14 protein-coding genes are annotated in these 18033 nt (G+C 71.6%); 4 read left to right on the forward strand and 10 right to left on the reverse strand.

The window, feature by feature from the left end:
* Positions 1-129 precede the first annotated feature (129 nt).
* The 7 genes from D8M39_RS09760 to glyA form a co-directional block, all read right to left on the reverse strand.
* Positions 130-1332 (reverse strand): YihY/virulence factor BrkB family protein, encoded by a 1203-nt coding sequence (locus tag D8M39_RS09760; protein WP_126874920.1) that lies wholly within the window; start codon positions 1330-1332, stop codon positions 130-132.
* Positions 1319-1891 (reverse strand): 2'-5' RNA ligase family protein, encoded by a 573-nt coding sequence (locus tag D8M39_RS09765; protein WP_055083486.1) that lies wholly within the window; start codon positions 1889-1891, stop codon positions 1319-1321. The genes D8M39_RS09760 and D8M39_RS09765 overlap by 14 nt, the downstream gene beginning before the upstream one ends.
* Positions 1892-1954: 63 nt before the next feature.
* On the reverse strand, positions 1955-2983 hold the full coding sequence (gene trpS, locus D8M39_RS09770; protein WP_055083484.1) for a tryptophan--tRNA ligase: 1029 nt from the start codon (positions 2981-2983) through the stop codon (positions 1955-1957).
* A 183-nt stretch (positions 2984-3166) separates the two neighbouring features.
* Positions 3167-4006: an exodeoxyribonuclease III gene (locus tag D8M39_RS09775; protein ID WP_126874921.1), complete on the reverse strand. Its 840-nt coding sequence runs from the start codon at positions 4004-4006 to the stop codon at positions 3167-3169.
* 59 nt (positions 4007-4065) lie between these two features.
* Positions 4066-4602 (reverse strand): hypothetical protein, encoded by a 537-nt coding sequence (locus tag D8M39_RS09780; protein WP_126874922.1) that lies wholly within the window; start codon positions 4600-4602, stop codon positions 4066-4068.
* A 134-nt stretch (positions 4603-4736) separates the two neighbouring features.
* A complete protein-coding gene (locus D8M39_RS09785; protein ID WP_094393553.1) occupies positions 4737-5627 on the reverse strand; it encodes a bifunctional methylenetetrahydrofolate dehydrogenase/methenyltetrahydrofolate cyclohydrolase in 891 nt (296 codons plus the stop codon).
* Position 5628: 1 nt separating this feature from the next.
* Entirely contained in the window at positions 5629-6915 is a 1287-nt protein-coding gene (glyA, locus tag D8M39_RS09790) for a serine hydroxymethyltransferase (protein WP_055083476.1), read from the reverse strand.
* A gap of 259 nt (positions 6916-7174) precedes the next feature.
* Between glyA and D8M39_RS09795 the strand changes: the two genes are divergently transcribed.
* Both D8M39_RS09795 and D8M39_RS09800 read left to right on the forward strand, forming a co-directional pair.
* Positions 7175-10531, forward strand: coding sequence for a beta-phosphoglucomutase family hydrolase (locus D8M39_RS09795; RefSeq protein ID WP_126874923.1), 3357 nt, complete (start codon positions 7175-7177; stop codon positions 10529-10531).
* A gap of 117 nt (positions 10532-10648) precedes the next feature.
* Entirely contained in the window at positions 10649-11182 is a 534-nt protein-coding gene (locus D8M39_RS09800; RefSeq protein ID WP_126874924.1) for a gamma carbonic anhydrase family protein, read from the forward strand.
* A gap of 238 nt (positions 11183-11420) precedes the next feature.
* On the opposite strand, the gene purH is transcribed toward D8M39_RS09800, so the two are convergent.
* Both purH and purN read right to left on the reverse strand, forming a co-directional pair.
* Positions 11421-13031, reverse strand: coding sequence for a bifunctional phosphoribosylaminoimidazolecarboxamide formyltransferase/IMP cyclohydrolase (gene purH, locus D8M39_RS09805; protein WP_055083470.1), 1611 nt, complete (start codon positions 13029-13031; stop codon positions 11421-11423).
* A 175-nt stretch (positions 13032-13206) separates the two neighbouring features.
* A complete protein-coding gene (gene purN / locus D8M39_RS09810) occupies positions 13207-13800 on the reverse strand; it encodes a phosphoribosylglycinamide formyltransferase (RefSeq protein WP_055083468.1) in 594 nt (197 codons plus the stop codon).
* Between the two features lie 86 nt (positions 13801-13886).
* On the opposite strand from purN, the gene D8M39_RS12580 reads away from it, so the two are divergent.
* The gene (locus D8M39_RS12580; protein ID WP_153245895.1) at positions 13887-14531 is read left to right on the forward strand and encodes a hypothetical protein; all 645 of its coding nucleotides are present in this window, start codon (positions 13887-13889) and stop codon (positions 14529-14531) included.
* A 109-nt stretch (positions 14532-14640) separates the two neighbouring features.
* On the opposite strand, the gene D8M39_RS09820 is transcribed toward D8M39_RS12580, so the two are convergent.
* Complete coding sequence (locus tag D8M39_RS09820) at positions 14641-16494, reverse strand: DUF6350 family protein (protein WP_238694040.1); 1854 nt, start codon at positions 16492-16494, stop codon at positions 14641-14643.
* A gap of 116 nt (positions 16495-16610) precedes the next feature.
* Between D8M39_RS09820 and D8M39_RS09825 the strand changes: the two genes are divergently transcribed.
* Positions 16611-17819: a glycosyltransferase family 1 protein gene (locus D8M39_RS09825; RefSeq protein ID WP_126874926.1), complete on the forward strand. Its 1209-nt coding sequence runs from the start codon at positions 16611-16613 to the stop codon at positions 17817-17819.
* Positions 17820-18033: the final 214 nt, after the last annotated feature.

Consider the following 18033-nt stretch of genomic DNA (forward strand, 5'->3'; position numbering starts at 1 on the left):
GTGCCTGAGCGGCCCCGGAACTTCTCGTCGAGTCCGGGGCCGTTTCACATCTCGCGCACGACGCCGCCGCCGTCGTGGTGAGCGCGGCTACCGGTCGCGGGGCGTCGCGGCGTTGCAGATCGCGTTGTCCTAGGAGACCGCGTCGTCGTCAGCGGACACCGTGTGGGAACCGGCGCGGACCGCGCTGCTGCCGGCGCTGGGGCTGTCGAAGCGCACGGCGGGTTCCATGCCCCTGCCCCGGGCCGCGTTCGGCAGGGAGGCGGCGGCGACGACCGTGACGGCGCGGTCTTCGCGCTCGGGCTGGGCACGCGCCCCGCGGATGTCCGCCTGCACCACCGCACCGGCGGCGGCCGCGAAGAGCAGGATCTGCCCGTAGAGGTTGAACCACAGCAGCACGCCCACGAGCACGGCGGCCGAGAGCACGTACGGGTTCTGTCCCACGCGCCCGATGATCTCGCTGCCGCCGTAGCGCAACGCTTGAGAGCCGACGGCACCCACGATCACCGTGACGAGCAGCGCCCTGCGGTGCAGTGCCAGCTGCGCCACGCCCCGCACGAGCGAGAGGCTCATGAGCACGTCCACGAGCAGGCCCACACCGAAGATGATCGCGGACTTTCCCCCGCCGTCCAGCAGGGGCTGCACCCGTGTGAGACCGATGCTGCCGAGCCAGCGGATCACACCGTCCACCGCACCGGAGGCGAAGACGCTCACAGTGGCGGAGGCGAGCAGCAGGACGCCGATCACCACGAGCCACGCGAGGTCCCGGGGCACGGCCGCGAGCGGGACCCCAGGGGCCGGCGGGAGCTCGAACATCCGGCGGGTGGCAAGGCGCACCCCGGCCACCCAGCGCCACGCGGTGAACAGCAGCACCGCCACGGCCACCGTGGACGCCACAGTGAAGGGCCCCGTGTTCTCGAGCAGGGTCAGGGGGATCACTCCGCCGCGGCCGTCGCCGGTGTCCAGCAGGCCGGGAATGTTGCGGATCAGCCCCTCCACCAGCGTCTGCTGCAGCGGCGAGTCGGTTCCCAGGAATGTGGCGAGCCCGGCGAAGAAGATCACGAGCAGGGACGTGGAGGCGAAGAGCAGCTGGTACGCGAGCCCGGCCGCCATGAGCGGGCCGCCGTGGAACATGTAGTGCGAGACCAGCCGCACGGGGTAGAAGGCCATGAAGCGGGCGAAGAGCCACGCAAAGAAGGCCCCCAGGCGCCGTGGTGCCGGTGCGTGGCGGGAGGCCAGGTCCCGCCGGACGGCCCGCAGCCTGTGGTGTTCCGCCACCAGGCCGGCCCGGTCCACGAGCGCCGGGACCACCGGGGGCGGCTCAGGGGCCGTCACGGTGCCCCACCGCTTTCGCACCGAAGGGGACCTTGTCGCGGACGTGCCAGGCCCCGTGCTCGTCCGCCTCGTAGAGGTCGATGTGGTCCACCATGAACCCCGCGCGGTAGGTGCGCAGCATGGCCTGTGCGCGGTTCAGGTCGTCCTCCGTGGTGCCGTGCGCCAGCGTCACGTGGGGGTGGAAGTCGAAGGGGGACGCGGAGCGCATCGTGTCCCCGTGGAGCTCGCGGTGCAGCCGGACGCACTCCTCGAAACCGCGCCCGATGCGCAGGTAGACCACGGGTGTCAGCGGGCGGAACGTGCCGGTGCCGTCGATCTCCACGTGGAAGGGCTCCCACCCGGAGACCACGTCCCGGACGTGGGCCACGAGCTCGTCCCAGTCCTTGCCGCGGGTGGAGATCATCAGGGTGATGTGGGCGGGAACGGTGCCGGCCTGGGTGTCCCCGAAGGATGCCCGCCAGTCCTGCAGCTCCCTGCCCAGGGGCTCGGGCAGGCGGATGACCACGCCGGCGTACACCTGCCCGGGTCGCACGGTGGGAGAGATGTGACCCTCGCTCACGCGATCCTCCTCAGTTCGGCCGCGTCCCACAGTATCCCACCGGCGTGATCGCACACACGGTGCTCAGACGCCGGGCAGGAACCCCATCCGGTCGTAGACCTCGCGCAGGGTCTGGGCGGCGATGCCCCGCGCCTTGTCCGCGCCGCGGGCGAGCAGACGGTCCAGTTCAGCGGGGTCGTCCAGCAGCTCCTGCGCGCGCTTCTGGATGGGGTCCAGGGTCTGGGTGACCACCTCCGCGAGATCCACCTTGAGGTGGCCGTACATCCTGCCCTCGTACTCGGCCTCGAGCGTGCCCACCGGCGTGCCCGTGAGCGAGGAGTAGATGGTGAGCAGGTTCGAGATGCCCGGCTTGGCCTGCCGGTCGAATCGCACCTCGGTGCCGTCATCGGTCACTGCGGACTTGATCTTCTTGGCGTTCTTCTTGGCCGGGTCCAGCAGCCGCACGAGCCCGGCGTCCGACGGCGCGGATTTGGACATCTTCGCCGTGGGGTTCTGCAGGTCGTAGACCTTGGCGGAGTTCTCCAGGATCTTGGCGTCCGGCACGGCAAAGGTCTCCCCGAAGCGGGAGTTGAAGCGCTGCGCGAGGGTACGGGTCAGTTCCAGGTGCTGACGCTGGTCCTCCCCCACGGGCACCTGGTTCGCCTGGTACACGAGGATGTCCGCGGCCATCAGCACCGGGTAGGTGAACAGGCCCACGGTGGTGTTCTCCGCTCCCTGCTTCACGGATTTGTCCTTGAACTGGGTCATGCGCGCGGCCTCGCCGTAGCCCGTGATGCAGTTGAGCACCCACGAGAGCTGCGTGTGCTCGGGCACCTGGGACTGGATGAGCAACGTGGAGCGCTCCGGGTCGATGCCCGCGGCAATGTACTGCGCGGCGGTCACCCGGGTGCGCTCGGACATCGTGGCCGGGTCCTGACCCGTCGTGATCGAGTGCAGGTCCGCCACGAAGAAAACGCAGTCGTTGTCGTCCTGCATGTCCACCCAGTTGCGCAGCGCCCCCACGTAGTTGCCCAGGTGCAGGCTGTCCGCGGAGGGCTGCACACCCGAGACGACGCGCGGTACCGCGCGGTGCTGCGTGCTCTGTTCGGTCATGGTGTTCCGGCTTTCTTCTCGGTCGTTGTTCTGGAGTGCGTGGCGCAGGGGGCGACGACGCCGCGGGGCCACCGCGGCGTCGTCCTCGTGTGTATGGAGTGGCCTTCCTGTACACCGTGCCCGGGACCGGCCCCCGGGAGTCACCGGGCGCATCGGCGGCGGGGTCTCACGGGCGCTCGACGCTCAGGCCAGGCGGTAGTCGACCACGAGCGGGGCGTGGTCGGAGAAGCGGGTGTCATAGGAATCGGCGCGGTCCACGACGGCCTCGGCCGCGAGCGCGGCGAGGCCCGGGGTGGCCATCTGGTAGTCGATGCGCCAGCCGGCGTCCGTGTCGAACGCCTTGCCGCGGTAGGACCACCACGTGTACGGACCGGGCACGTCCCCGGCGAGGCTGCGGGCCACGTCCACGTAGCCCACGTCCCCGAAGAACCGGTCGAAGTAGGCGCGCTCCTCGGGCAGGAAGCCCGCGTTCTTGACGTTCCCCTTCCAGTTCTTGATGTCCAGCTCAGTGTGGCCCACGTTGAGGTCCCCCACCACGAGGGTGTGGTCGCTGCGCGCGGCGAGCTGCGGCAGGCGGGTGAGCATGGCCTCCAGGAAGCGGTACTTGTCCTCCTGCTTGGGGGTGTCCACCTCGCCGGAGTGCACGTACGCGGAGACCAGCGTGAGGTTCTGTCCGTTGGGCAGCCGGACGTCGTTCTCGATCCAGCGCCCGGAGTCGTCGAAGTACTCCTCGCCGATGCCCACACGGGACTCCACCGGCAGCAGGGCGCCGTCGAAGGCGTCTCGGCGCGTGGCGATGGCCACCCCGGCGCGGCCCTTGGCCGCGGCCTCGGTGTGCCGCACGTCCCAGACGTCCTCGTCCAGCAGCTCGCGCGTGATCTTGTCCGGAGCGCGCACCTCCTGCAGGCACAGCAGGTCCACCCCGCGCGGGGCGAGCCAGTCCGCCATGCCCCTGCGGTACGCCGCGCGGATGCCGTTCACGTTCACCGTGGCAATGCGCACCGTCTGCCCTGAATCCGCCATGTCCGTCCGTCTCCTCGTGGTTCCTGCGCGTTGGTCGTTCGTACCGGTGGGGGCCGGTCTCAGTCCTCCACGGTACCGCTGACCGGCGTGCCGGAGTCCTTGAGACTGCGCAGCCCGTTGGCGGCGGTCATGTCGATGGTCTCCAGCGCGCGCTGGACGTGCTCGGCGTCCGGGTCCGGCGAGGAGAGCTGCTCCTTGACCACCTTGGACTGCACCAGGATCACCTGCATGCCGTGGGCGAGCTTCTCGTCCCGCAGGGACTGCCCAGGGCCGGCGGCCGCAGCGGACGTGGCGGGGGCCCGCCCGTGCTGCGCGCGCAGCTGCTCCTGCGCCTGACGCATCTGCTCGCGGCCGAATACCGCGGCCTTGTGCACCATCCACAGTGCCCACACGGCGAGCATGAGCCACCCGAGCGCGATGCCCGCCAGCACCCAGCCCAGCAGGGAGTTGGAGTGGGCCGCCTGGATGAGGGCCACCGCGAAGATCACCACCAGCACGGCGAGACCGATCACCGTTCCCCACAGGGCGGTGCGCCCGGTGCGGGGGCCCTGGGCGGAGGCGGCGGTGTGGGCGTTCGAGGATCCGATCGGCTGCATGGGGCCATTGTCTCAAAACCCGCGGTGCGCGCCGAATCCCAGCGCGCCCGGTGCGCCTCCGGGGACGACGACGCCGCGGGGCCCCTCGCGGACGAGGCGGCACCGCGGCGTCGCGAACCGGGCAGTGGTGGCGCTCAGGCGCCCTCGGAGACTGCCCGCTCGCAGGACTCCACCACGTTGACGAGCAGCATGGCCCGCGTCATGGGGCCGACACCGCCCGGGTTCGGGGAGATCCAGGAGGCAGTCTCCGCCGCCGCCGGGTCGATGTCGCCGGTGAGCTTCTTCTTGTCGGTCTCCGGATCCACCACGCGGGAGACGCCGACGTCCAGCAGCACGGCGCCCGGCTTGATCTGGTCCGCACCCACCATGTGCGGCCGCCCGGCGGCTGCCACCACGACGTCCGCCTGCGCGAGCAGCTCGGGCAGGTTGGTGGTCCCTGTGTGCGCGAGGACCACTGTGGCATTGACCGGCTTGCGCGTGAGCAGCAGCCCGATGGGCCGCCCCACCGTGACACCGCGTCCGATCACGAGCACCGTGCGGCCCGCGAGCTCCACGCCGTGGCGCGTGAGCAGCTCCACGATGCCGTTGGGCGTGCACGGCAGCGGAGAGGTCATGGGCTCGTTGACGTTGAGCACCAGGCGTCCCAGGTTGGTGGGGTGCAGTCCGTCCGCGTCCTTGGCCGGGTCGATCCGCTCGAGGATCGCGTTGGTGTCCATGTGCTCGGGCAGGGGCAACTGCACGATGTAGCCCGTGCACCGGGGGTCCTCGTTGAGCTCGTCGATCACCTGCTCGAGCTCCTCCTGCGAGGCGTCCGCGGGCAGCTCCCTGCGGATGGAGGCGATGCCCACCTGCTCGCAGTCGCGGTGCTTGCCCGCCACGTACGAGCGCGAGGCGGGGTCGTCCCCCACGAGGACCGTCCCGAGGCCGGGCACCACGCCCTGCTCCGCGAGCCGTGCCACACGCTGCGCGAGCTCGGACTTGATCTGTGCGGCAGTGGCCTTGCCGTCCAGGACCTGGGCCGTCACCTCACCACTCCTCGAGGCCGGGGTACAGGGGGAACTGCCCGGTCAGCGTCTCCACGCGCGAGCGCAGGGCCGCGATGTCCGCACCGGGCTTGAGCGCCTCGGCAATGATGTCCGCGACCTCGGTGAACTCCTGCGCGCCGAAGCCGCGCGTGGCGAGCGCCGGGGTGCCGATCCGCAGCCCGGAGGTGGTCATGGGCGGGCGGGGGTCCCACGGCACCGCGTTGCGGTTGACGGTGATCCCGGCCTGGTGCAGGAGGTCCTCCGCCTGCTTGCCGTCCAGCTCGGAGTCCCGCAGGTCCACGAGCGTGAGGTGCACGTCCGTGCCCCCGGTGAGCACGGAGACGCCGTGCTCAGCGAGGTCCGGGGAGACGAGGCGATCGGCGAGGATCTGGGCACCCTCGATGGTGCGCTGCTGGCGCTCGGCAAACTCCTGCGACGCGGCGATCTTGAAGGCCACGGCCTTCGCGGCGACGGCGTGCATCAGCGGCCCGCCCTGCTGGCCGGGGAACACCGCGGAGTCGATCTTCTTCTTCAGGTCCGCCTCGCACAGGATCACACCGGAGCGGGGTCCGGCGAGGGTCTTGTGCACGGTGGAGGTGGTGACGTGCGCGTGGGGCACCGGGTTCGGGTGCAGCCCCGCGGCCACGAGACCGGCGAAGTGGGCCATGTCCACCCACAGCTTCGCGCCGACCTCGTCCGCGATGGAGCGGAACGCGGCGAAGTCCAGCTGCCGGGAGTACGCGGACCAGCCGGCCACGATCACCGCGGGGCGGGCAGCCAGGGCCTGCTCGCGCACCTGGTCCATGTCGATCCGGTGGCTCTCAGGGTCCACTTCGTAGGCCGCGATGTTGTAGAGCTTGCCGGAGACGTTGATCTTCATGCCGTGGGTCAGGTGGCCGCCGTGGGCGAGCGAGAGCCCCATCAGCGTGTCACCGGGCTGCATGAGGGCGGCCATCACGGCGGTGTTCGCCTGCGCGCCGGAGTGGGGCTGCACGTTCGCGTGGTCCGCGCCGAAGAGCTTGCACGCCCGGTCGCGGGCGAGGTTCTCCACGACGTCCACGTACTCGCAGCCGCCGTAGTAGCGGCGGCCCGGGTAGCCCTCCGCGTACTTGTTGGTCAGCACGGAACCCTGCGCCTCGAGCACGGCCCGCGGCGCGAAGTTCTCGGAGGCGATCATCTCGAGCGTCGAGCGCTGGCGGCCCAGCTCGTCCTCGATGGCCTGGGCGACGTCCGGATCCACCTCTGAGAGCGGCTGGTTGGTCACGGAATGTCCCGGGGATTGCGTCATGCTCCACCTTCTCTGTGCGCTGTAGGGTCCGCCCCAGCATATCCGGGCCACCCCCGTTCGCTGCCCCGCCGGGGGCCCATCATGTCATGTGGTACCGGGAGGTCACATGAGGGTAACGTGTGTGTAGGTACCGCGCGCGTGCCAGCTGTCCGCGCGGAGCCCCGCGACGATGCCGGGCCACGGCCCTCGACCAGTGAACATGCGCACCCGCAGCACCCGATCTAGGCCCTCATTTCCCCGTGCTAGGAGTTCCCGCACCGTGAACGCTCTTCCCACTGCCCCGTTCACCACGGCCATGCCCCGCGTCGCGGACGGACCCGTCCTTTCCCACCCGGTGGACGTGCTGCGCACCTCCTACTCCGCGGTGATCTTCGACATGGACGGCGTGGTCACGGACACCGCCAGCGTGCACGCGCGCGCGTGGAAGAAGCTGTTCGACGAGCTGCTCGCGGACCCTCGCCTCGAACCCGCCCAGGAGGGCGACGAGGTGGACCGCTCCCCCTTCGACATGGTCGCCGAGTACCGTACGTACGTGGACGGACGACGCCGCGAGGACGGCGTGCGCGCCCTGCTCGCCGCGCGCGGCGCAATGCTTCCGGAGGCCGAGAACCGCGAGGACCCGCAGCCCGGAGACTGGACCGTGCAGGGCCAGGCCGCGGCCAAGGACGGCTACTTCCACGAGGAGCTCGACGTCCACGGCGTGCGCGTGTTCGACGGCACCGTGGCGCTGATCGAGCGGCTGCGCGAGGGCGGGGTCCCCGTGGGTCTGGTGACCGCGAGCCGCAACAGCGACGTCGTGCTGGCGGCGGCCGGGCTGCGGGACTCGTTCGACCGCATCGTGGACGGCAACTGGGCCGCCGAGCACGATCTCCCGGGCAAGCCCGCGCCGGACACCTTCCTGGAGTGCGCCCGGCTGCTGGACGTGGACCCGGCCAACAGCGTGGTCGTCGAGGACGCCGTGGCCGGCGTGCAGGCCGGCGCCGCGGGGGGCTTCGCGCTCGTCGTGGGCATCAACCGGGACGGCGCCCGCGAGCGGTTGTACCGGGCCGGCGCGCACGTGGTGCTCAACGACGTCGGTGAGCTGGACCTGGGCGCGCGGCGCACCGATCCCTGGGCACTCGTCTTCGACGGCTTCGACCCCGCGTCCGAGCCCCGCCGCGAGGCGCTGCTCACCCTGGCCAACGGCTACATGGGTGTGCGCGGCGCCGCGTGCGAGTTCCCGGCGAACTCCGTGCACCACCCCGGCACGTACCTGGCCGGCGTGTTCAACCGCGTGCTCAGCCACCTCAACGGGCGGGACGTGGAGCACGAGTCAATGGTCAACGCCCCCAACTGGCTGCACCTGGACCTGCGCTTCTCCGAGGGCCAGTGGTGGTCCGAGGGCGGGCTGGTCCCCTCGCACGAGCGCGAGGAGCTGGACCTGCGCCGCGGGCTGCTGACCCGCACGCTCGTGCTCACGGACGCGGACGCCGATCCGAACTCGGACGAGCCCGCCCGCAGCCTCGAGATCACCCAGCGGCGCCTGGTTTCGCTGCGCCACCGCCACCTGGGCGCGCAGGAGACGCGGATCGTCTCGCGAGGCTACACCGGGCGCCTGCACGTGCGCACGGGCGTGGACCCGGCCGTGACCAACAGCGGCGTGGCCGAGTACCGCGAGCTCAACGCCCACCACCTGGTGCTGCTGGAGTCCACCACGCTGCCGGACGAGCACGAGACCCTGCTGTCCCTGGTGCGCACGTCCCAGTCCAAGATCGAGATCGCGATGGCCCAGCGCACACGCGTCGACTCCGAGTCGCCTGTGCGCGAGCGCCGCGAGGTGCGTCCCGGCGGCATCGAGTTCCGCCGCCACACCGTGCAGATCTCCCCGGAGGCGCCGGTGCTGGTGGATAGCACCACCGCCGTGGTCACGAGCCGCGACGCCGCGATCGGCTCCCCGCGCGAGGGCGCCCTGGCGGAGCTGAACCGCACCCCGTTCGGCGTGCGCAAGCTGCTCGCGTCCCACGAGATCGAGTGGGCGCGGCTGTGGGACCGCTACGAGGTCACCCTGGAGTCCGCGGAGGACACCCCCCAGCATCTGAGCACCCAGCTGGCGGTGCGCACGCACCTCTTCCACGCCGCACAGACGCTGGCCCCTCACCTGTCGCTGCGCGACGCGGGTGTCCCCGCCCGCGGTCTGCACGGCGAGGGCTACCGCGGCCACATCTTCTGGGACGAGCTTTTCATTCTGCCCGTCATCAACATGCGCCAGCCGCACGTGACCCGCTCGCTGCTCTCCTACCGTTGGCGCCGGCTCGCGATGGCGCAGCAGCGCGCGCAGGACATCGGCCTCTACGGCGCGGCGTTCCCGTGGCAGTCCGGCTCGGACGGCCGCGAGGAGACCCCGCCGGAGCTCTACAACCACCACTCGCACCGCTGGCTGCCGGACAACTCCTGGCGCCAGTTCCACGTGGGCCTGGCGATCGCGTACAACGCGTGGCTGTACTACGAGTCCACCGGGGACATCGACTGGCTCTCGGGCCACGGCGCGGAGCTGATCATCGGCATCACCCGCCTGTTCGCGTCCCTCGCGGAGTACGACTCGCACGACGGCAAGTACCACATCGCGGGTGTCATGGGCCCGGACGAGTACCACGACGGCCCGGCGGGCCAGCACGGCGGAGGACTCAAGGACAACGCGTACACCAACGTGCTGGCGTCCTGGCTGTTCCGCCACTCGGCGCACATCTTCCACGACATGGTCGAGCACCAGCGCGAGGAGCTCGAGTCGCGCTTCGAGATCTCCGCGCGGGAGGTGCAGACCTGGCTGAACATGGCCAAGAACATGTACGTCCCGTTCAACGCGGACGGCACGATCGCGCAGTTCGAGGGCTACGACGACCTCCTCGAGCTGGACTGGGACTTCTACCGCAGCAAGTACCGCAACATCGGCCGCCTGGACCTGCTGCTGGAGAACGAGGGCGACCTCACGAACAACTACAAGCTGTCCAAGCAGGCGGACACCATCATGCTCGTCTACCTGCTGGGTCCGGACGGCGTGATCGAGGAGCTGGCCCGCATGGGCTACACCACGGACCTCGACGCCGTGCAGCGCACCGTGGACCACTACATCGCGCGCTCCTCCAACGGCTCCTCGCTGTCCCGCGTGGTCAACGCGGCGGTGCTCGCGTGGCTGGACCCAGACCGCTCCTGGGGCTCCTTCCAGGACTCGCTCATGATCGACATGGACGACACCCAGGGAGGGACCACCGGCGAGGGCATCCACCTCGGTGCGATGGCCGGTTCCGTGGACGTGGTGACCCGCGCCTACGCCGGGCTGCGCGTGCGCGGGAACTGGCTCGAGTTCCAGCCCGCCCTGCCCCGCGAGCTCGACGCCGTGGACTTCACGGTGCTCTACTGCGGCCAGGTGATCGAGGTCTCGCTGGACCACGACATCCTGGAGCTCGAGGGCGTCTCTGTGAAGGCCGCGCCCGTGACCATCCACGTCAACGGCGCCGAGTACGTCCTCAAGGGCGGGCAGAAGATCTCCGTGGCGCTGCGCCACCGGGAATCCCGCCGTCCCGAGAAGGCCATGGCAGCGCTCAAGCGTCGCTTCGTCTCGGACGAGGGCCGCGACTGAGCCTCCCGGCACCGCCGACGACGACGCCGCCCCGCCACCGTGCGGGGCGGCGTCGTCGTCGGCACCACGGGACACCACGCCCCGGCGTGAGGAGCATCCCGCACTATGCTGTGACGCATGACACCGCAGCACGAGCCCCTGATCCTGCCCTACGGCCCCCACCGCCCGTCCGTGGCGGAGACGGCGTTCGTGGCACCCACCGCAACCCTCATCGGCGACGTCACGGTGGGTCCCGGTTCCGGGGTGTTCTACGGGGCCGTGGTGCGCGGTGACCGCTCGCCCATCCGGCTCGGGGCGAACTCCAACCTGCAGGACAACGTGAGCGTCCACTCGGACCCGGGCCATCCCACGACGATCGGCGAGCGGGTGAGCGTGGGCCACGGCGCCGTCGTCCACGGTTGCACGCTCGAGGACGACGTCCTGGTGGGCATGAATGCGACCGTGCTCAACGGCGCGGTGGTGGGCAGCGGCAGCCTGATCGCCGCCGGGACCGTTGTGCTGGAGGGTCAGGTGGTCCCGCCCGGCTCCCTCGTGGCGGGGGTCCCCGGGAAGGTGCGGCGCCAGCTCACCGAGCAGGAGCGCCACGGGGTGAGTCGCAACGCGCAGAACTACATCGGTCTCTCCCGGGAGCACCGGGCACTGAACTCCTGAGCGCACCTGCCCCCTGAACTCGCTGACCTGCTGAATGGGCCGGGCCGAATTCTGAGCACGCTGAACTCTGAACGGGCCGACCGGCCCCGCGACGCCAGAGGCCCGCACCCCCGTGACGGACGTGCGGGCCTTCTGCGTACCTGTGCCGTGTGCTTCCGGAGGCCCAGCGCAGGCGGAGCACCATAATCAGGACCGGGGCGGGCGGTGTCAGCCCAGGCGGGGACGGCTCAGTGGATCATCAGTGGAAGAAGTGCCGCGCCCCGGTGACGTACATGGTCACGCCGGCCGCCTCGGCCGCCGCGACGACCTCCTCGTCCCGGATGGAGCCGCCGGGCTGGACCACGGCCTTCACACCGGCGTCGAGCAGCACCTGCAGCCCGTCCGCGAACGGGAAGAAGGCATCCGAGGCCGCCACGGCCCCGCGGGCGCGCTCGGCACCATCCTCGGCAAGCGTGTTGGCCCGCTCCACGGACAGCCGGCACGAGTCCACGCGGTTGACCTGGCCCATGCCGATGCCCACGGAGGCGCCGTCGTGGGCGAGCAGGATGGCGTTCGACTTCACGGCCCGCAGGGAGCGCCACGCGAACTCGAGGTCCGCGAGCGTCTGCTCGTCCGCGGGCTCCCCGGAGACAAGGGCCCAGTTCGCGGGGTCGTCGCCCTCGGCGTCCAGGCGGTCGGCCTGCTGGAACAGCGTGCCGCCGGACACGGCACGGTACTCGAGCGGATCGCGCGTGAAGTCCTCGGGCAGGGTGAGCAGCCGGATGTTCTTCTTGGCCTGCAGCACCTCCAGCGCCTCGGGCTCGAAGCCGGGGGCAATCACGACCTCCGTGAAGATCGGCTTGAGGTTGCGCGCCATCTCCCCCGTGACCGTGCGGTTCGCGGCCACCACTCCGCCGTACGCGGACAGCGGGTCGCACGCGTGGGCCTTGAGGTGGGCGTCCGCGATCGGGTCGGCCGCATCCGGGGTCGCCACGGCCACGCCGCACGGGTTGTTGTGCTTGACCACGGCCACGGCGGGCTGCTCGTAGTCGTAGGCGGCGCGCACGGCGGCGTCCGCGTCAACGTAGTTGTTGTAGGACATGGCCTTGCCGTGCAGCTGCTCTGCCTGGGCAACACCCGGGGACGCGGCGTCGTTGGTGTACAGCGCAGCCTTCTGGTGCGGGTTCTCGCCGTAGCGCAGGGACTCGGCACGCTGCAGCGCCAGCCCGGCGTAGGGCGGCCAGAAGTTGGCCTCGGGGTCGTGGTCGAACTGCTGGGCCGTCCACGTGGCCACCGCGGTGTCGTACGCGGCGGTGTGGGCGAACGCGGCGGCCGCGAGCTTCTGGCGGGCCGCGAGGTCGTAGCCGCCCTCGTGCGCGGCGCGCACGACGTCCGGGTAGCTCGCCGGGTCCACGACCACGGAGACGGCGGCGTGGTTCTTCGCCGCCGCGCGCACCATGGAGGGCCCGCCGATGTCGATCTGCTCCACGACGTCGTCCTGGGCAGCGCCCGAGCGAACGGTGTCCTGGAACGGGTAGAGGTTCACGATCACGAGGTCGAACGGGTCGATTCCGAGCTCCTCGAGCTGGTCCTCGTGCTCCTGCTTGCGGCGGTCCGCGAGGATTCCCGCGTGCACGCGCGGGTGCAGGGTCTTCACGCGCCCGTCCAGGCACTCCTGGAAACCGGTGACCTCGGAGACCTCGGTGACGGGCACGCCCGCAGCCTGGATGGTCTTGGCGGTGGAGCCGGTGGAGACGATGTCCACGCCGGCGTCGTGCAGCCCGCGCGCGAGGTCCTCCAGACCGCTCTTGTCGTAGACGGAGACCAGTGCCCGCTTGAGCGGCACGCGGTTCAGGTCGGAAGTGTTCACAGACTCTCCAGTGCAGACGTGGGTTCAAGTGCAGCGGTGCCGCCCGGGCGGGGAGCGCGGTGGACACCGCTGGTGTGGAGCTGGGGTGGGACGGCGACGTCGCCCGCGGGTCCTCCCCGCGCCCCTCGCCATGCAGAGAGGGCCGCCGGAGGTCCTGCGGACCGCCCGTTCCAGTCTACGGCCGCGCCCCAGGGGCCTGCGCGCCGTCGTGCTCACGCGCCAGGCGTGCCAGCGTGCTCACGAGCAGCTCCCGCTCCGCGGCCTTGATGCGCTCGTGCAGCTCGCCCTCGGTGTCCTGCTCGGCGACGGGCACAGCCACCTGGGCGAGGACCGGTCCGGCGTCCACGTCCGCGACGACCTCGTGGACCGTGGCACCCGTGATCTTCACCCCGTAGGCCAGGGCGTCGCGCACCGCGTGGGCACCGGGGAAGGAGGGCAGCAGCGAGGGGTGCGTGTTCACGATCAGGCCGGGGAACGCGGCCACGAACTCGGCGTCCACGATCCGCATGAACCCCGCGAAGACCACGCGGTCCGGGTGGTGGGACGCCACAGCACGCTGCAGTGCGCGGTTCCAGTCCGCGCGGTCGACGTGCTCGCCGGGCGGGACGACGAACGTCGCGATGCCGGCGGACTCCGCGCGCTCCAGTCCCTGGCAGGGCTTGTCCGCGCCCACCGCGACGATCTCCACCGGTTCCTCCCCCGCGTGCAGGGCGTCGAGCATCGCCTGCAGGTTGGTGCCGGAGCCTGAAACGAGAACCACTAAGCGCATGGACCCATGCTATCGGTGCGCCACACCCGGCGCGCTGCGCCGCCGGGGGGCATGGGCTGCCCCGCGCCTCCCCTACAGTGGAGGGCATGCACGAATCCGGCCCCCGGGGCACAGCACCGCACGACCAGCGCCCGGGCGGCCCGGCCACGGGCCCCCGCCAGGACGGCTCCGGATGGGTCCGGCTCGCCACGGCGGGCGCCGGCCTCTCCGTCCTGTCATCCGCCCTCGTGATGGGCGGGATCTGGTCCACGGCCGCGGGAGTGCTCGCCGCCGTGACGGGAACCGTCCTCGCCCTCGTGGCGCTCGTGCGCTCCCGGGGCACCACCTCGCGCGGGGTCGTGACGGCCCTGGCCATCCTCGCGATCGCGTGGGGCGTGCTCAACGCCGTGGGCGGCGGCACGCGCCTGGTGGTCTGGCCCGCCAGCGAGGCGTTCCAGCAGTGCACCGAGAACACGCTGACGCTGTCCTCCACCGAGCGCTGCGAGCAGCAGCTCACCGACAACGTGTGGCACCACTTCTCGGGCACCCCGCTGCAGACGGGTTTCCCGCAGGACTCGGCGTCCCCGACCGCCGGCCCGAACGCGTCCCCCGGTGCAGACGCCAGCGCGGATCCCAGCGCGAGGACGACCTCGTCCGCCACCCCCGGATCGGACCCCACCACGGCCTCACCCTCCGCGAGCGCCTCTGCCACTCCCTCGCCCACACCGACCACGAGCCCCACGGACCGCTGAGCACTGGCTGGAGGGCCCGGGAAACGTATCCGTCCACGGATCCAGCTCGGCCACGGCGTTCTTCTCGTCCGGTTGCGGTCCGTGACGCGGGCACGGCACCCGCTGAAGACTACCCGCGGTCGTCCTCGTCCAGCGCGGCGAGCCGGGCGGCCTTGCGCTTCGCGGACTTCTTCGCGGCCCTGCGCTGCCTGGCCTCTGCCCGCCGAGCCACCCGGTCCGACGTCTCCTCCGCGGGGGTCTCTCGGGTGCCGGCGCCGTTGTCCGCGCGCGTGCGCGGACGGGTACCGGAATGGACAGGGAAAGCCGCGGCGGGCCGCTCGGTCCGCTCGGCCGGCCGGGTGGCGCCCACTGCGGAGGACCCACCAGCGTGTGGCGCACGATCCGTGGCGGATGCGGACGGCGCGGGGGTCCGGGGAACACCTGCCCCGGGAGCCACGGACTGGGGGGAGACCCCACGGGCCGCGGTGCGTCCGCGCCGCGCTCCGGCCGCCGCATCGACGTCGTCGACGGGATCGGGATCCGCCGCGTCGTCGTCCGCCTGCCACGCGCGCGAGCGGTAGCCCTCCCGCTCGAGCCAGGGCCCCAGGACGTAGCCGAGCGCGGCGCCAACCGCGAACTCCGCGCCGAGCCACAGGAAGACCTGCCACGTCTGGGGACCCACGGTGGTCAAGCGCCCGATGCCCAGCGACCCGTTGGACAGCCACGCCAGCAGCGAGACGAGGCCAGCGCCCACGGCGGCGATGAGCACGACCGTGAGCAGCGTGGAGAGCAGGAACGTGAACCACCGCAGGGGCAGCCGGATGGCCATCCAGTCGTCCAGGTGGTTCTCGCCCTCGCGGCAGAACCACCACCCCGCGAGCAGACCCGCCAGCACCGGCAGCACCAGCACGGCGGGGGCCAGACCCCAGGGGTCACCGGAAGGCAGCGCCGCGAGCGCGGGCACCTGCGGAAGCGGTCCCAGGACGCTCTCGAACGGAGAGGTGATGGTGCCGGTGCCGAGCGAGAACCCCGCGCCGGTGGCCCATGCGAGCGCCCAGAGCACCAGGTTGGGCAGGTAGCCGAACTGCAGCGCCGTGAGCGCGGTGTCCCCGGCCGCGTCCGCGCCGAGGTCCTGGTAGACGGTGACCACGCGGTCCCAGTGCCACAGCAGCGTCACGGCGAACAGCAGGGCCCCGGCGCCCACCGCGGCCACGGCGGCCAGGAAGCCCGCCCGGATCACGGCCCACACGTAGGAGCCCGCCCAGCGGGAGTACTGGCTCGTGCGCTCCAACCAGGAGGCGGCGTCGGCCCCGAGGACCGCGGCGAGCGAGCGCGAGACGCTCCAGCCGCCCACGAGCGTCCCCAGCCCCGCGGGAATGAGGGGCAGCAGCGTGGCGGGCAGCAGCTCCACCCGGACCTGGTCCGTGCGGCTGAGCAGCCCCACGAGCCCGGCGAACAGTCCGTAGCCGATCATGCCCGCGACGAACGGCACCAGGAACTGGCCGCGCCAGCACGCCCGCGCGATCCGGCGGCCGGCCACCACGGCCAGACCGAACGGGATGAGCGTGAGCCCCAGGGGCACGAGCGTGAGCGTGCCGCCGCCGTCCAGGGAGAGGCCCTGCACGGACTCGATGGTGAGGGGCGTGCAGTGCGCGAGCAGCCAGACCTGGCCGGCCAGGCGGAAGCTGCCCGCGGCCCCGAGGGTCGCGAAGCCGCCGGCCACCCACACGGCGCCGAGCAGCACTGCGCTGAGCAGCAACCCCACCACGGCCACCACGAGCAGCTCGATCACGCCCTGCAGTGCCAGGGGCATGGGCATGCCCGGGTTCTCGCCACGCGGAGGTCGGGTGCGCCCGGTGGCACCCGCGGCAGTGGAGCCACTGGTGCCCGAGCCCGGGTTGCTGGAGTCCCGGTTGCTGGAGCCGCGGGTGGTGAATCGGTCGCGTACGCCCGAGATCGCGCCGGGCACAGAGGGAAGTTTCATCGGCTTCATCTTTCCACGTCCGCGGGGGCGGGGCCCGCAGCCGTGTTCGCCCGTTCTTCACCGGCGCGTCACTGCCGCGTGACCCGCCCGTGGACCGGACCCGTCACGGTGGGGGCATGAGAATCGCAGTGGTCGCCGAACAGTTCCTCCCCCACATGAACGGTGTGACCCACTCGGTGCTGCGAGTGGTGGAGCACCTGCGGGCGCACGGGCACCGCGTGATGGTCGTTGCCCCGTCCTACGAGAAGGGTCTCTTTCCCGGTGCGGAGCCCGGGCTGCCCGGGGTGCACGTGGAGCGCATACCGTCCCTGCCCCTCGCCGGCTACCCGGAGGTGCGTGTGGCCGGCTGCACGGTGCACCGGATGCAGCGGGTGCTCAGCCGCTTCGCTCCGGACGTGGTGCACGTTGCCTCCCCGTTCGTCCTGGGGTGGCGCGCCATCCAGGCTGCTGCCGCCCTCGGCCTGCCGAGCGTCGCGGTCTACCAGACAGACGTGCCCGGCTACGCGGCGCGCTACGGCGCGGGAGTGCTCGAGACCGCGCTGTGGGCACACGTGCGCACGATGCACAACGCCGCCACCCTCACGCTCGCGCCGTCCACGGCGTCCCTGCGGCAGCTGCGGGGCCACGACGTGCAGCGCGTGCACCTGTGGCGCCGGGGCGTGGACACCGTGCGCTTTCGCCCCGAGCTGCGGGACCACGCGTGGCGCGAACGCGTGGGTCAGGGACGCAGGCTCGTGGGCTACGTGGGCCGGCTCGCACCGGAGAAGCAGGTGGCGGACCTGGCGGTGCTGGACTCCCTGCCGGGCACGCGGCTCGTGGTGGTGGGCTCCGGGCCTGAGAAGGACGCGCTGCGCACCGCGCTGCCCCGCGCACACTTCGAGGGCTTCCGCACCGGTGACGAGCTGGCCGCGGTGATGGCCTCCCTGGACGTGTTCGTGCACCCCGGCGAGCACGAGACGTTCTGTCAGACCATCCAGGAGGCCATGGCCTCGGGCGTCCCCGTGGTGGCGGTGGGGCGCGGCGGGCCGCTGGACCTCGTGGACTCCTCACGCAACGGGTGGCTCTACCCGCCCGGGAACACGGCACGGCTGCGGGAGCTCGTGCAGGACCTGGTGGGCGACGAGGCCAAGCGCCGCGCCTTCGCCGCCACCGCGCGGGGCACGGTCCGGGACCGCACCTGGCAGGCCGTGTGCGACGAGCTGCTCGGCCACTACGAACGTGCCATGGCGACGTCGCCGCGCCCCACGACGCTGCGCACCCGACGCACCCGACGCACCCGAACTGCACACCTGGCACGCAACGGCACCTTGGTTAAATTTTGGTGACATTCTCGGCCCGGACCTGGTTGCGGCACAGCTCACGCGGATAGGCTCGACAACGACTTCATGAGATGTGCCTGCGCACGGGCACCACGCCCGCGCGCAACCGGAGCTCCAACTCGGCACACGCCAACCCTCGGTTCAGGGGTGGATTGGATGACGAAGCGGCCGTGTCCACACCTGTGGCCCCGGCAAGCAACCAGGAAAAACTCAGAGGCAC

It is taken from the genome of Kocuria sp. HSID17590 (genome assembly GCF_003989485.1).
Classification (GTDB): Bacteria; Actinomycetota; Actinomycetes; order Actinomycetales; family Micrococcaceae; genus Kocuria; species Kocuria salsicia.